The sequence below is a fragment of the Paraburkholderia sp. CNPSo 3281 genome (assembly GCF_024206515.1).
GTDB classification, from domain to species: domain Bacteria; phylum Pseudomonadota; class Gammaproteobacteria; order Burkholderiales; family Burkholderiaceae; genus Paraburkholderia; species Paraburkholderia nodosa.
The window spans coordinates 281,624-296,135 of record NZ_JAMBPS010000001.1; the positions used below are offsets into that span (position 1 = coordinate 281,624).

Here is a 14,512-nt window from a genome sequence, read left to right on the forward strand (position 1 = left end):
CCATTACTTGACTGCCCCGAAGGTGAGGCCGCGCACCAGTTGCTTCTGCGAAAGCCAGCCGACGATCAGCACCGGCGCGACCGCGAGCAGCGATGCCGCGGAGAGCTTCGCCCAGAACAGCCCCTCAGGACTCGAATACGACGCGATGAACACCGTAAGCGGCGCGGCGTTCGAACTGGAGAGGTTGATGCTCCAGAACGCTTCGTTCCACGAAAGAATGATCAAGAGCAGCGCGGTGGATGCCAGCCCCGGCACCGCCATCGGCATGAGCAGATAGACGATTTCCTGCCAGGTGGCCGCGCCGTCCATGCGCCCGGCTTCGAGAATGTCTTTGGGAATCTCGTTGAAGTACGTGTACGCCATCCACACTGCGATCGGCAAATTGATGAGCGTGTAGACAATCACCAGTCCGCTCACGGTGTCGAGCAGCCCCGAGTTCTTCCACAGCAGGTAGATCGGCACGAGCACCCCCACCGAGGGCATCATCTTGGTGGAAAGCATCCACAGCAGAATTCCCTGCGTGCGCTTGTTCGGGAAGAACGCCATCGCGTAGGCCGCGGGCACGGCAAAGATCAGGCAGACGATCGTCACGCCGGCCGAGATCAGCACCGAATTCCACGCGAACGCGAAGTAGTTGCTGCGCGCGAACACCTCTCTGAAGCTGTCGAGCGTCGGCTGGAAGAAGATCGTCGGAATATAGGCCTGCTGCTCGGTCTTGAACGCCGTGATCATCATCCAGAAGATCGGGAAGAACAGCGCGATCGCGATCAGCCAGGCAAGCAACCCCGGCAGCACGCGCCCGATGAACTGCAGCGGCGACGAATGTTTGACCGCGTCGGGCGATTGCGCGGGCGTAGCGGTAATCTGGCTCATTTTTCGTACTCCCCTTTGAGGTTGCGCGCGAGCATGCGCACGAGGAAGAACGACACGATGTTCGCCAGCACGACGGCGAGAATGCCGCCAGCCGAAGCGATGCCCACGTCGAACTGCTGCAGGCCCATCGAGTAGATCAGGTAAGTGAGGTTGGTGGTCGCGTTGCCGGGACCGCCGCCCGTGGTCGTGTAGATCTCGGCGAAGATCGACAGCAGGAAGATGGTTTCCATCATCACGACAACGGCAATCGCGCGCCGCAGGTGCGGCAGCGTGATGTAGAAGAACAACGCAATGGGGCCCGCGCCGTCAATCTTCGCAGCTTCCTTCTGCTCCTGGTCGAGCGACTGGATCGCCGTGAAGAGAATGAGGAACGCGAATGGCAGCCACTGCCACGCCACGATCATGATGACAGCAGTGAGCGGATAGACGGCGAACCAGTCGATCGGCGTCATGCCCATCGAGCGCATGGCGATGGCCACGAGGCCGTACACCGGATGCAGGATCATGTTCTTCCAGATCAGCGCGCTCACCGTGGGCATCACGAAGAACGGCGCGATGGCGAACAGGCGCGCCACGCCCTGACCGATGAACTTGCGGTCGAACAGCACCGCCATCAGCACGCCGCCGACCACGGTGATCACGAGCACCGCCACGATCAGCTCGATGGTGTGCACGATCGACGGCACGAACGAGGGATCGGTGGCGAGGAACCTGTAGTTGTCGAAGCCCGCGAAACCCTTGAGATCGGGATTCAGCAGGTTGTATCGCGTGAACGAATACCAGATCGTCATCGCGAGCGGGATCGTCATCCACAGCAGCAGCACCGCGACGGACGGCGACACGAGCCAGCGTGAGGCCGAGCGGCGCGATTCGACCTGCTGCGGTTTCTGTGGCGTGCGCGCTCGATTGAATATAGGCATGGGGAGATGGAGATGACGCATGAGGACCACCCTTCTCGGTTGCGCGCCTGTGCGAGGCACGGCGCGGCATCGGCTGTCGCGAGGGTGCGCGCCGCGCCGGGTGGCCCGGCGCGCGCTCGCGCTACTACGCTGGCTGCCTGAACGGCGCAGCCTGACTTCTCGCAGTTACTTCTGATACCCGGCTTGCGCCACGGCGCGGTTGGCAGCGGCATTACCGGCGGTAAGCGCCTGATCGACGCTCATCTGTCCCGCCACGGCGCCCGCTACGCTCTGGCCCACGACCGTACCGAACGACTGGAACTCAGGAATCCCGACGAACTGGATACCCGTGTACGGCACCGGCTTCGCGGTCGGATGATTCGGATCGGCGGTCTGGATCGCCTTCAGCACGAAATCGGAGAACGGCGCGGCCTTCTTGTACTCGGGATTCTGATAGGTCGAAATTCGCGTACCCGACGGCACCGAAGCCCAGCCCTCGTCCTGCGCGACCATCTGGACGTACTCTTTCGACGTGGCCCATTCGATGAACTTCTTGGCGGCGTCCTGCGACTTCGACGACTTGGGCACAGCGAGCGCCCACGACCACAGCCAGTGCGCGCCATTGGGCGTGACTTCGGTCGGCGCGGCCGCGAAGCCGATCTTGTCGGCCACCTGCGACTGCTGCTTGTTGTAGAGGATGCCGGCCGCCACCGTCGCGTCGATCCACATCGCGCACTTGCCCGAGGACATCAGCGTGAGGTTTTCGTTGAACCCGTTCGAGCTCGCTCCCGGAGGGCCGTCCTTCTTCAGCATGTCGACGTAGAAGTTCACCGCCTTCTTCCACTCGGGCGAGGTGAGCTGCGCCTGCCACTTCTCGTCGAACCAGCGGCCGCCGAAGGTGTTGGCGACCGTCGTCACGTACGCCATGTTCTCGCCCCAACCGGCTTTGCCGCGCAGGCAGATGCCATAGGTGCCGGCGGACTTGTCGGTGAGCTTGTCGGCGAAGTCCCTGATCTGGTCATAGGTCGGCTGCTCGGGCATCTTGAGGCCCTTCTTGTCGAACAGGTCCTTGCGGTAATACGTCATCGAGCTTTCGACGTAAAACGGCAGCGCGTAAAGCGTGCCGTTGTACGAGAGGCCGTCGCGCGCGGTCTTCACCACGTCGTCGAGGTCGTAGCTCGCGGGAAGGTTCGTCATCGGCATGATCCAGCCGCGCTTGCCCCATTGCGGCGCCTCGTAGGTGCCGATCATCATCACGTCGAACTGGCCGCTGTTGGTCGTGATGTCAGTGGTCGCGCGCTGGCGCAGCACGTTTTCTTCGAGAATCACCCAGTTCAGCTTGATGCCCGGATTGGCCTTTTCGAAGGCCGGCGAGAGCTTCTTCAGCTCGATCATGTCCGGGTTGTTCAACATGGCGATTGTGACGGTCTGCGCGTGCGCGGCGCTCGCCGCGGCGACGAGTGCACCCGCACTCACCGCTCGACTTATGCACTTTGCGGCGGTCTTCATTGCTGGCTTCATGACGTTGTCTCCTTGTTCGTTGCGTTATGTCTTGCTGCAGCCGTGCTGCTGTCGTGATGCGTTGTGCAAGGGTTGCGGGAAAGGTCAACTCATCCAGTTTCCGCCGTCGACGTTGAGGGTCTGCGCGGTAATGTAATCGGCGTCGGCGGAGGCGAGAAAGAGCGCGGCGCCCGTGAGATCCTCGGGCAGGCCCATGCGCCCGAGCGGCACGGCCTCGCCGACGAGGCGCTTCTTCTCGCCGGGCGGACGATGCTCGTAGCGTGCGAAGAGCGCGTCGACCTGCTCCCACATCGGCGTGTCCACCACGCCCGGCGCGATGCCGTTCACATTGATGCGATGGGGCGCGAGCGCAAGCGCCGCCGACTGCGTGTAGCTCAGCACAGCGGCCTTGGTCGCGCAGTAGTGGGAAACGAGCGCTTCGCCGCGGCGGCCCGCCTGCGACGACATGTTGATGATCTTGCCGCCCTGGCCCTGCTCGACCATGCGGCGCGCCACGGCCTGCATGAGGAAGAACATGCCCTTCACGTTCACCGCGAAGAGGCGGTCGTACACGTCCCAGGATTCGTCGAGGAGCGGGCGCATGTCGAAGAGCGCCGCGTTGTTGAAGAGAATGTCGATGCGGCCGAAGCGTTCGACCGCGCTCTCCACGATGCGATCGATGTCTTCACGGCCGGTGACGTCGGCGGAGAGCGCGAGCACGCGCTCGGGGTACGCGGCGGCAAGCGTTGGGGCGACGGACCCGGCGGGCTTCACGTCGACGAGCACGCAGCGCGCGCCTTCGTCCAGATAGCGCTGCGCGACCGCCTCGCCAATGCCGCTCGCCGCGCCAGTCAGCACGGCTACCTTGTCCTGCAAACGTCCGGCCGCTGGGGTCGCGGTGTGTGCCACAGGTTGTCTCCAATTTCGTTCGTGCGGGGCGCGCCCGGCAGACAGTCCAGAGGAGCAGCTGAGCGATCGCCCGACATGTGAGCATTTGCTCTGTCGTTGATCGAATGATCGGATACGAGTCGGAGACTGTCAAGGCGAACAAACGCGATTGGCCGAGATTTCGATGGTGCGACGCGCAAGCCTCGACTGGCTGCCGCCTTCAGATCCGGCCCCCTAAGCGGATGCCGAGCCGACTCGCCAATTAAAGTGATACGTTATATCATCTCGCCTTCGCGACGCCGACGCGCCCTCGCCCGCTTTCAGGCTCCCTATAGACAAGGATAGAACCATGATCACGTTCAGCCGCGCCAACTGCCCGCCCCGGCCTGCCACAACAGGCGCGCGCCGTCGCGTCACGCTCGCGCGCTTCGCGGCCGGGCTGGCGCTCGCGCTGGGCACCACTTTCGGCAGCGCGAGCGCGGCCCTGGCGGCGCAGGCTGGCAGCGCCACGATTCCCGTTGTTGCGGCGGAGAACTTCTATGGCGACGTCGTCAAGCAGATCGGTGGCAACTACGTGGACGTGACGAGCATCCTGAGCAACCCCGACCAGGACCCGCACCTCTTCGAGGCCAGCCCGAAGACCGCCCGCGCGCTCGAGAATGCGCGCGTGGTGGTGTACAACGGCGCCGACTACGACCCGTGGATGACCAGGCTGCTCGGCGCCACCGGGGCTGGCAAAAGCGGCACCAGCCGCACGACGATCGTCGCGGCGGACCTCGTCGGCAAGAAAGCGGGCGACAATCCGCACCTCTGGTACGACCCGAAGACCATGCCCGCCGTGGCGCGCGCCGTGAGCGCCGCGCTCGGCGCAGCGGACCCCGCGCACAAGAGCGTGTACGATGCCAACCTGGCAACGTTCCTCGCCTCGCTGCAACCGGTCGACGCCAAGGTCGCGGCGCTGCGCGCGCGCTACCAGGGGCAGCCCGTCACGGCCACGGAGCCGGTGTTCGGCTATATGTCGGATGCGATCGGCCTCGACATGCGCAACCTGCGCTTTCAGCTCGCGACGATGAACGACACCGAGGCGAGCGCCTCGGACATCGCCGCGTTCGAGCGCGACCTGCGCGAGCGCCGCGTGCGCGTGCTGATCTATAACAGCCAGGCGACCGAGGCGCTCACGCGGCGCATGCTGGCGCTGGCGAAGCAGTCGAAGGTGCCCTCCGTGAGCGTGACCGAGACGCAGCCGGCCGGCGTGAACTTCCAGCAATGGATGCTCGCGCAGCTCGACTCGCTCGACAAGGCGCTGGCAGTGGGAACACCAGGGCAACACTAACCGTATTCAGCAAGGACAGACGTCATGACCGGGGCCGGCCCTTCGCCCACCGATATCGCTTCACAGCAAACTGGACAGCGCAACGGCACGCACCGCGCACCCGCGCCTGTGCTCACGCTAGCGGGCGTGACGCTGACGCTCGGCGAACGAACGATCCTGCGCGACGCGAACTTCGCGGTGAACCAGGGCGAATTCATCGGCGTGCTCGGGCCGAACGGCGCGGGCAAGACCACGCTCATGCGTGCCATTCTCGGCCTCGTGCCGGCCTCGCACGGCGCGATCCGCGTGCTGGGCGAGCCGGTCGCGCGCGGCAACGCGAAAATCGGCTATATGCCGCAAACGCGCACGGCGCTCGCGAGCCGCCGCGTGCGCGGCCGCGACTTCGTGGCGATGGCCGCCGACGGCCACCGCTGGGGCCTGCCGCGCGCCGACGCCGCCACGCGCGCCGACGTTGCGCGCGTGCTCGACCTCGTGGGGGCGACCGCGCTGGCCGATCGCCCGCTTTCGGAGCTTTCGGGCGGCGAGCGCCAGCGCCTGCTGCTCGCGCAATGCCTGCTCGGCGACCCGAAGCTGCTGCTGCTCGACGAGCCGCTCATCAGCCTCGACCCCAACCACCAGCGCGGCGTGGTCGAACTCGTGCGCCGCGTGCAGCGCGAGCTGGGCATCGCGGTGCTGTTCTCCGCGCACGAGTTGAATCCGCTCCTCAACGCGCTCGACCGCGTGCTCTATCTCGGCAACGGCGTGGCCGCGCTCGGCAGCGTGGATGAAGTCATCACCGCGCCCGTGCTCTCGCGCCTCTACGGCTCGCCTATCGAAGTGATGCGCATGAAGGGCCGCATCTTCGTGATGTCAGGAGACGTGGAAGTCGAAAAGCACGACCACGAGCATGAGCACGACCATGGCCATGACCACGGCGGCCACGCGCACGATCACGGTCACGCCCACGGCAACAACAACGACAACGCACACGGCCACACGCACGATGCTTGAATACGATTTCATGGTGAACGCCTTCGCGGCGTCGGGCATCGTCGCGGTGCTCGCGGGCGTGGTGGGCTATTTCCTCGTGATGCGCGGTCAGACCTTCGCGGGCCACGCGCTCTCGCACGTGGGTTTTACGGGCGCGACGGGCGCCGTGCTGCTAGGCGTTTCGCCGATGTGGGGCATGGTGGGCTTCACGCTCGCCGCCGGCGTTTCAATGGGCGCGCTCGGCGAAAAGCTCGCGGGCCGCGATGTGGCGATCGGCGTGATTCTTTCGCTCGCGCTCGGCTTCGGCCTGCTGTTTCTGCACTTCTTCACGTCGTATGCCACGCAGGTCACGGCGCTGCTGTTCGGCAACGTCCTGGGCGTGAACCGCGAGACGCTCGGCGTGCTTGCCGCCCTCGCCGTGGCGAGCCTGGCGGCGCTGGCCGCCATCATGCGGCCGCTGCTGTTCGCCTCGCTGCAGCCCGAACTCGCCGAAGCGAAGGGCGTGTCGCTGCGCGCAGTCTCGATGCTGTTCCTCGCCATCGCCGCGCTCGCGGTGGCCGCGTGCACGCAGATCGTCGGCGTGCTGCTCGTCTTTACGCTGATGGTCGGTCCGGCCGCCGCCGCGCAGAATCTCACCACGCGACTGTCCACCGGCCTCGTGCTCGCCGCGCTGCTCGCGCTCGTGCAAGCGTGGCTCGGCGTGACGCTCGCGTTCTACACCGACTGGCCCACCAGCTTCTGGATCACCGCGCTCGCCGCGCTCGTCTACGGCGCGAGTCTGATCGGTCGTCGCTAGAACGTTGTACGTGCAATGAAAAAGGCGTCGCCCCTCGCGGTGGCAACGCCTTTTCTACTTTTATGCCTCGCTCAGTAGAGAACGACCGAGCGAATCGACTTTCGAGTGCCTGACGCGTCACCCTCGTGCTGCCGATGCATTCGGACGAATAGTCGGCGCCGCCATCGGTCAGTTGTACGATCGGTGATGTCGATACGCCTCATCACGATGCCGGTGCAAACCAGGTTCGAACGCGGCCGTACAGATCGATGAAGCGTGCATAGCGCTGCGCGAGCGCGGCGTCCTCGCGCGGCGACGCCACCTGCGTCGCAGCCGGCGCAAGCGCCGCGAGGTCGCTCATGCGCCAGTGCCCGCAGGCGAGGCCGCCCAGCATCGCGGCGCCGCGCGCCGCTGCGTTCGGGCAGTCGATCGCGTAGAGGTCCGCGTCGAGCGTGTCGGCGAGCAACTGCCGCCAGCGCGCGTCCACGGAGCCCCCGCCCGCGAGCTTGAGCGTCGCAACACTGCGCGCATCTCGCCTCCCTCCATCGGCGGCTTCACGGGTGCTGCGCACGGCGTCGAGGCCCGCGCGCAACGCGAACGCGACGCCCTCGAACGCGGCGCGCATGAGCGTGCCGCGCGAGTCGCCAAGGGACACGCCCAGCCAGCCGCCGCGCGCCGTAGGGTCGAGCCACGGAGAGCGTTCCCCGCTCAGGTAAGGCAGGAACGCGAGCGTCGCCGATGGCGGCACGGCGAACGCATCCGCGTAAGCCGGCGCCCAGTCGTAGGCCAGCCAGCCGCGTGCCGCTTCTAGCGCCACGCCCACGTTCTGCATGGCGGCCATGGTGTACCAGCCGCCCGTCGCCGAGCGGTAGCGATGCAGCCCGCGCCGCGCGGGTGGCTCGCTGCGCGTGGTCACGACGATCTGTCCGCCTGTGCCCGTCGTGAGGAGCGCGTCACCTTCGTCGGCCAGGCCGCTGCCGAACGCGGCGCAAGGCGTGTCGCCCGCGCCCGTCGCGAGCACGATGCCGGCGGGCAGCCCGAGGGCCTGTGCAGCCGCTGCGCTTAGTGTGCCGCTCGCTTCATAAGATGCAGCAAGCGGCGCGAACCAGTGCGAAGCCAAACCAAGGCGCTCGATCAGCGCGAATTCCCACGCGCCATCGGGTGCGGCGAGCGCGGTCGCGCAGGCGTCCGAAGGATCGGCTTTGAACTCGCCACCCAGCGCCACGCGCAGCCAGTCTTTCGGTTGCAGCGCCCAGCGCGCGGCTTTCGCGACTTGCGGCTCGTGCTGCACGACCCATCGCAGCAGCGGCCCCGCCATGCCGGGCGCAACGGGGTTGGGCTGCGGATGCTCGGGGTCGTCGGGCCACGCTTCGAGCAGCGCATGCGCTCGCGTATCGGGCCAGAGCATTGCGGGGCGCAACGCGCGGCCCGCTTCGTCGGTGAGCACGACGCCATGCATTTGTCCGGAAAAGCCGATTCCACGCACCGCGGCGCGCTCGCCCTCGGGCAGTCGCGCGCAGGCCGCGACGAGCGCGTCCCACCAGCGATCCACGGCGATCTCGGCCCAGCCGGGCTGCGGTGTTTCGAGCGCGTAGGCCACGCTCGCGGCGGCGCGCTCGACGCCGTCGGCATCGATGATGCCGAGCTTGAGTGAACCGGTGCCGAGGTCGATACCGAGAAAACGCGTCTGCGATGGGCTCATGGGAAACGATGTGCGAGGTGGGTGAGGACGGGAAAAACAATCATACCGGCGAGATGCGCGGCGACATCCCCGGCGCCGGACGCGCGTTAAGCGGGGCCTTCAAACTTGCCGCGAACCCGCGCGCAACACAGCCGATTTCGACGCGAAAAACGTCCATTCGCGGGTTAACCCGGTGGGCGAGCGCGCGATGCAAAATGGCTCACATGCCGCATTCGAAATAGAGATCATAACGGCGCGGCCATATGTGACATGACCCGTTGGGCATCGCCAGCCTGGGCTCGCCGCCCCCGCACACGCTCTGGCATGGTTCGGTACCGCCACGCCCGCGCCGCGGCGTCCATCGCGCAAAGGCGCTCAACCGCCGCAAACAGGGGGCTTCCCGCCTTGCGCCGCCACATGCGCGGTCCGAACCGGCGTCACGCGTTGCCGCCATGAAGCCCCCGCGCGCGGCCCACGCGTGCCGACCCCACCCTTATGTCGCCTGGCTATCGCTCCGCGCGCATATCGTCGCCGGAAAGCACGGAATAGTCTCCAGCGGTCTTGTTGCAAATTTTCTTACCGCATACCTTGGAGGCCATATCCCCAAACAAAGAGACGGAGACAGACGACATGCAAGCCAAGGGCATTGAGGACCAGGCCGCCCAGCGGTCTGGTCAGAAACAGGTCCACCCCTGCGACGAGCGCCTGCCGTTCAGCCAGTTGCTGACTCTCGGCATCCAGCACGTGCTCGTGATGTACGCAGGCGCGGTCGCCGTGCCGCTCATCGTCGGCGGCGCGATCGGGCTGCCGAAGGAGCAAGTCGCCTTCCTCATCAGCGCCGACCTGTTCGCCTGCGGCATCGCCACGCTGATCCAGACGCTCGGCCTGTGGATCTTCGGCATCCGCCTGCCCGTGATCATGGGCTGCACGTTCGCCTCGGTGGGCCCGATGATCGCCATCGGCACCAATCCCTCGCTCGGCCTTCTCGATATCTTCGGCTCGACCATCGCGGCGGGCGCGATCGGCATCGTGATCGCGCCGATGATCGGCAAGCTGCTGCGCTTCTTCCCGCCTGTCGTGGTGGGCACCGTGATCGCGGTGATCGGCCTCTCGCTCATGGAAGTGGGCATCAACTGGGCCGCGGGCGGCGTGGGCAACCCCGACTACGGCAACCCCATCTACCTCGGCCTCTCGCTGCTCGTGCTGATGCTGATCCTGCTCATCAACAAGTTCGGGCGCGGCTTCATCGCCAATATCTCGGTGCTGCTCGGCATCGTCGCGGGCTTTGCCATCGCGCTTGCGCTCGGTCGCGTGAACCTCGAAGGCATGGCCAGCGCGCCGTGGGTCGGCATCGTCATGCCGTTCCACTTCGGCATGCCGAAGTTCCACATCCTGCCGATCGCGACGATGGTGATCGTGATGTTCGTGACCTTCATCGAATCGACGGGCATGTTCCTCGCCGTGGGCGACATGGTCGAGCGCCCCGTCGATCAGGCCACACTCGTGCGCGGCCTGCGCGTGGACGGCCTTGGCACGCTGATCGGCGGCATCTTCAACTCGTTCCCGCATACGTCGTTCTCGCAGAACGTGGGCCTCATCGGCGTGACGGGCGTGAAGAGCCGCTACGTGTGCGCGATGGGCGGCGTGATTCTCGTACTGCTCGGCCTGTTTCCGAAGATGGCGCAGATGGTCGCCTCCGTGCCCGCCTTCGTGCTGGGCGGCGCAGGCATCGTGATGTTCGGCATGGTGGCGGCGAACGGCATCAAGGTGCTATCGCGCGTGGACTTCGTGAAGAACCAGCACAACCTCTTCATCGTGGCCGTGAGCGTGGGTTTCGGCCTCGTGCCGGTGGTGTCGCCGCACTTCTTCGCCAAGCTGCCGCCCGCGCTTTCGCCTCTGCTCCATAGCGGCATCCTGCTCGCTTCGGTTTCGGCGGTGGTACTGAACCTGATCTTCAACGGTGCGAAGAGCGAGAAAGCCGCCGAGCGCGCGATCCGCCGCGCCGGGCACGATCTCGAAGGTCGTCCCGACGCGGAGCAGGCGCCGGATGCGGGCCACGAAATGCCGCGCTCGGCCGCGCACTGAGTTGATCGAACTGAGTTTGAACGTATTGAGTTGACGCGAGAGGTGCCCCGCTCGCAGGTGTCCATCTACACACACATGCAGGCGGGGTCTTTTGCTGGTTCGGCGCCATGGGAAACCATGGCGCTTTTTTTGTCCTCGCGTTGCGGACTCAGCGCTCGGCGTGAGGGCGTATCGTCGCAAGCCATTCACGGAACATCGCCGTGGCCGCCTGCTCGAGCCGGCTGCCATATCGCTGCGTATCCTCGCGCAACTGCTGCACGCTGACACCTGGCGTCGCCGCAATTTCGCCGGCGTGACCGATCAGCCAGCGCTCGAATTCACGCGCGCGCACTTCCGGATGGCACTGGAAACCCAGCACGTTGCGCCCATAGCAGAACACCTGATTGCGATACGACTCCGTCGACGCCAGGAGCGCAGCGCCTTCAGGAAGCGCGAAGGTATCGCCGTGCCAGTGCAACATCGAGGCCTGCTCCGCTGCAAGGCGCCGCAGTGGCGAGGCGTGGCCTTCGGCGGTTAGCGTGAGCGGCGACCAGCCGATTTCCTTGCGATCGCCCGCGTAGACGCGTGCGCCGAGTGCGCGCGCCAGCAATTGCGCGCCAAGGCAAATACCCAGGGTCGGCGCGTCGGCGCGCACGCGCGCTTCGAGGAGGCGCAGCGTATCGACCAGCCACGGATAGCTCGCCTCTTCGTAGGCTCCAATCGGACCGCCGAGAACAATCAGAAGATCGGGTGCGCTGACCGCTTCGTCGGGTAGCGAGTCGATTCCGGCCTCGAAATAGCGCACGGCGCAGCCCGATTCAGACAGCACGTCGGCAAAGCTGCCGAGGTCTTCGAAGTGAACATGTCTGACTACCCCGACGGTCCGGATGGCAGTGGCGGAAGAAAGTGTCGTCATGTGAGCAAGTGCCGAAGTGCGATTGGGCCTGCAGTGTAGAGTGGCGCCTGCGGCCTCGCTACGCGATTTTGGCCAACCGCTGCTCCAAACCGGACAAGCAGGACCGAACATGAAGAGCACCAATCGAGACGACTATCAAACGATCTCAAGGCCCGTCGGCGCCATGGCGAAGGAATTCGAGCGCGGAGCCGTGAGCGGCCTGCACCGCCATCCTCGCGCGCAACTGCTCTACGCGCCGGTCGGCGTCATGGAGATTCGCGTCGGCAACCGCTCATGGTTCGCATCGCCGCATCGCGCCATGTGGATCCCTGCCGAATGTGAGCACGAGGTCCACTTCAAGACCGCGACCTCGGTGCGGACCTTGTACGTCGATCCTGCGTCGCTGCCCGCTGGCGCCGGGGCTCTGCCCGGCACCATCGACGTGACTTCGCTCTTGCGGGAACTGATCCTGAGGGCGGTTGAGATGCCTGTCGAGTACGACGCCGCTGGACGGGACGGTCAGATCGCGTCGCTCGCCCTTGCGGAGATCGAATGGTCAACCGCGCGGCCGCTGGTCCTGCCGGTGTTGAGCGACACGCGGCTGCTTGCCATGCAGCGAGAGCTTGAACAAACGCCTTCCGATCCGCGCACGCTCGAACAGTGGGCGAGCGCGCTGAACAGTTCGGTGCGCACGCTGGCGCGCGCGTTCCGCGCGCAGGCGGGGATGACCTTCGGACAGTGGCGGCAGCACATGCGCGTGCACGCCGCGTTGCCCCGGCTTGCGAGCGGCGAGCCAGTCACGACGGTTGCGCTCGATCTCGGGTACGACTCCGCGAGTGCCTTCGCCGCCGTATTCCGGCGCATCATGGGCGTGGTGCCGAGTCGATATTTTCAGACAGAGCACGAACCTCGAACCGATCATCGGCGCGCTGGAACGCTGCGAATAATGTGACTGCGTAGTAAGCCGAAAAAAATGCCACGAAAAATCCCGCGGCGTTCTGCCAAAGCAATCCCAAGCCAAAGAAAACGCCCCAGTCAGTGACTGAGGCGTCCGTTTGCTACATCAAGCGCTTACGCGTTCGACACGCAGCGAAGGGCATCACCCCGCCGTCGCAGCCGAAGCCGCCACCGGCGCGCTGGCCGCGCCGTAATCGGCCGGCGCATCGGGCTCGCGCGGCGTCTCGCCCGAGTGCGCGATCCAGCCGCCGCCCAACGCGCGATACAGATCGACGAGGTTGGTCAGGCGCGCGAGACGCGCCGTGACGAGCGACTGCTGCGCCGTGTAGAGGCTGGTCTGCGCGGCCAGCACCGGCAGATAGCTGTCCACGCCGTTCTTGTAACGCAGTTCCGAAAGCGTGAGCGAGCGCTGGTTCGCAAAGGTGCTGCGCTCGAGCGCGGCGATCTGCTCGTCGTAGGTGCCGCGCGCAGCCAAACCGTCGGCCACTTCGCGGAACGCCGACTGGATCGACTTCTCGTAGTTGGCGATCTCGATGCGCTTCTCGACATTCGCGAGTTGCAGGTTCGCGATGTTCGACCCGCCTTCGAAGATCGGCAGCGTGATCTGCGGCGCGAAACTCCATGCCGCCGTGCCGGCCTTGAAGAGCCCGCCGAGCGACAGGCTTTCGGTGCCGAACGCCGCCGTGAGCGAGATCTTCGGGAAGAACGCCGCACGTGCCGCGCCGATGTTGGCGTTTGCCGCGAGCAGCGTCTCTTCAGCCTGCATGATGTCCGGACGACGCGTGAGCAGATCCGAAGGCAGGCCTGCCGGAATGTCGTTGAGCAGAGGCTGGCCGTCGAGCGGCAGGCCTTGCGGCAGATCCGCCGGCAGCGGCTCGCCGATCAGCAGCACGAGCGCGTTTTCGGCCTGGGCGCGCGCCCGGAGTTGCGCCTGCATGTTGGCCTGCGCGTTCTCGACCACCGTCTGCGCCTGACGCAAATCGAGCTCGGTGCCGGTGCCCGTATCGAACTGCGCCTTCGCGATGTTGTACGAGTCCTGCGCCGTCTTGAGCGTTTCCTGCGTGACCTTGAGCAGGTCGTCGTCGGAAAGCATGGTCAGGTACTGGTCAGCGACTTCCGAAACCAGCGTGATCTCCGCTGCCTTGCGCGCATACGCCGTCGAGAGGTACTGCGCCAACGCCTGGTCCTTCAGGCTGCGGATGCGCCCCCAGAAGTCCAGTTCCCACGAAGCCTGCACACCCACGTTGTAGACGCTGTACGGGTTGTTCACCGTGGTCTGAAAGTTCCTCGGCACGCGCGTACGCGTTTCCGTTCCCACACCGTTGATCGCGGGGAACAGATCGGCGCGTACGATCTGATACTGCGCGCGCGCCGCCTCGACGTTGAGCACCGAGACGCGCAGATCGCGGTTGTTCTTCAGCGCGATGTCCACGAGTTGCTGCAGGCGCGGATCGACGAAGAACTCGCGCCAGCCGATGTCGGTCGCCGCGGCGCCATTGGCGCTCGGGGCAGCCTGGCCGTTCTGGCCATTCGCGCCCGCAGCAACCGGCTGCGTGGCGTACACGCCGCCTTGCGGGAAACTCTGCGACACCGGCGCTTCGGGCCGGTGGTACCACGGCTCCATCGTGCAACCCGCGAGGAGCGCGGTAGCCAATGCAATTACGGATAGTTTATGCAT

At 65.8% G+C, this 14,512-nt stretch carries 12 protein-coding genes; 5 read left to right on the plus strand and 7 right to left on the minus strand.

The features are described from left to right. Positions 1–3: 3 nt before the first annotated feature. The 4 genes from M3I56_RS01360 to M3I56_RS01375 all read right to left on the minus strand — a co-directional run bounded on the left by M3I56_RS01360 (position 4) and on the right by M3I56_RS01375 (position 4,181). Entirely contained in the window at positions 4–873 is an 870-nt protein-coding gene (locus tag M3I56_RS01360; RefSeq protein WP_254352170.1) for a carbohydrate ABC transporter permease, read from the minus strand. Next, positions 870–1,814 carry a carbohydrate ABC transporter permease gene (locus M3I56_RS01365; RefSeq protein ID WP_042266247.1) on the minus strand — a complete coding sequence of 315 codons (945 nt, stop codon included), beginning with the start codon at positions 1,812–1,814 and terminating at the stop codon, positions 870–872. Before M3I56_RS01365 ends, M3I56_RS01360 begins: the two co-directional genes overlap by 4 nt. Positions 1,815–1,958: 144 nt before the next feature. Then, complete coding sequence (locus M3I56_RS01370; RefSeq protein WP_254352172.1) at positions 1,959–3,293, minus strand: sugar ABC transporter substrate-binding protein; 1,335 nt, start codon at positions 3,291–3,293, stop codon at positions 1,959–1,961. Between the two features lie 84 nt (positions 3,294–3,377). Continuing rightward, complete coding sequence (locus tag M3I56_RS01375; protein WP_245623732.1) at positions 3,378–4,181, minus strand: L-iditol 2-dehydrogenase; 804 nt, start codon at positions 4,179–4,181, stop codon at positions 3,378–3,380. Between the two features lie 328 nt (positions 4,182–4,509). On the opposite strand from M3I56_RS01375, the gene M3I56_RS01380 reads away from it, so the two are divergent. From M3I56_RS01380 to M3I56_RS01390, 3 genes are read left to right on the plus strand one after another with little or no spacing between them, the layout of a single operon-like run. Then, on the plus strand, positions 4,510–5,493 hold the full coding sequence (locus tag M3I56_RS01380) for a metal ABC transporter solute-binding protein (RefSeq protein WP_254352174.1): 984 nt from the start codon (positions 4,510–4,512) through the stop codon (positions 5,491–5,493). Positions 5,494–5,517: 24 nt separating this feature from the next. Beyond that, on the plus strand, positions 5,518–6,483 hold the full coding sequence (locus M3I56_RS01385) for an ABC transporter ATP-binding protein (RefSeq protein ID WP_254352175.1): 966 nt from the start codon (positions 5,518–5,520) through the stop codon (positions 6,481–6,483). Then, positions 6,476–7,258: a metal ABC transporter permease gene (locus M3I56_RS01390; protein WP_028205927.1), complete on the plus strand. Its 783-nt coding sequence runs from the start codon at positions 6,476–6,478 to the stop codon at positions 7,256–7,258. The genes M3I56_RS01385 and M3I56_RS01390 overlap by 8 nt, the downstream gene beginning before the upstream one ends. 202 nt (positions 7,259–7,460) lie before the next feature. On the opposite strand, the gene M3I56_RS01395 is transcribed toward M3I56_RS01390, so the two are convergent. Further along, complete coding sequence (locus M3I56_RS01395) at positions 7,461–8,939, minus strand: xylulokinase (protein ID WP_254352177.1); 1,479 nt, start codon at positions 8,937–8,939, stop codon at positions 7,461–7,463. A 609-nt stretch (positions 8,940–9,548) separates the two neighbouring features. On the opposite strand from M3I56_RS01395, the gene M3I56_RS01400 reads away from it, so the two are divergent. Then, complete coding sequence (locus tag M3I56_RS01400) at positions 9,549–11,003, plus strand: nucleobase:cation symporter-2 family protein (protein WP_254352178.1); 1,455 nt, start codon at positions 9,549–9,551, stop codon at positions 11,001–11,003. Between the two features lie 148 nt (positions 11,004–11,151). Here M3I56_RS01400 and M3I56_RS01405 read toward each other — a convergent pair whose 3' ends face one another. Beyond that, complete coding sequence (locus M3I56_RS01405) at positions 11,152–11,898, minus strand: glutamine amidotransferase (RefSeq protein WP_254352180.1); 747 nt, start codon at positions 11,896–11,898, stop codon at positions 11,152–11,154. 109 nt (positions 11,899–12,007) lie between these two features. Here M3I56_RS01405 and M3I56_RS01410 point away from each other — a divergent pair, with 109 nt between their 5' ends. Beyond that, entirely contained in the window at positions 12,008–12,829 is an 822-nt protein-coding gene (locus tag M3I56_RS01410; protein ID WP_254352182.1) for a helix-turn-helix transcriptional regulator, read from the plus strand. A gap of 147 nt (positions 12,830–12,976) precedes the next feature. Here the strand turns inward: M3I56_RS01410 and M3I56_RS01415 are convergent, their stop codons facing one another. Then, positions 12,977–14,512 carry an efflux transporter outer membrane subunit gene (locus M3I56_RS01415; RefSeq protein ID WP_254352183.1) on the minus strand — a complete coding sequence of 512 codons (1,536 nt, stop codon included), beginning with the start codon at positions 14,510–14,512 and terminating at the stop codon, positions 12,977–12,979.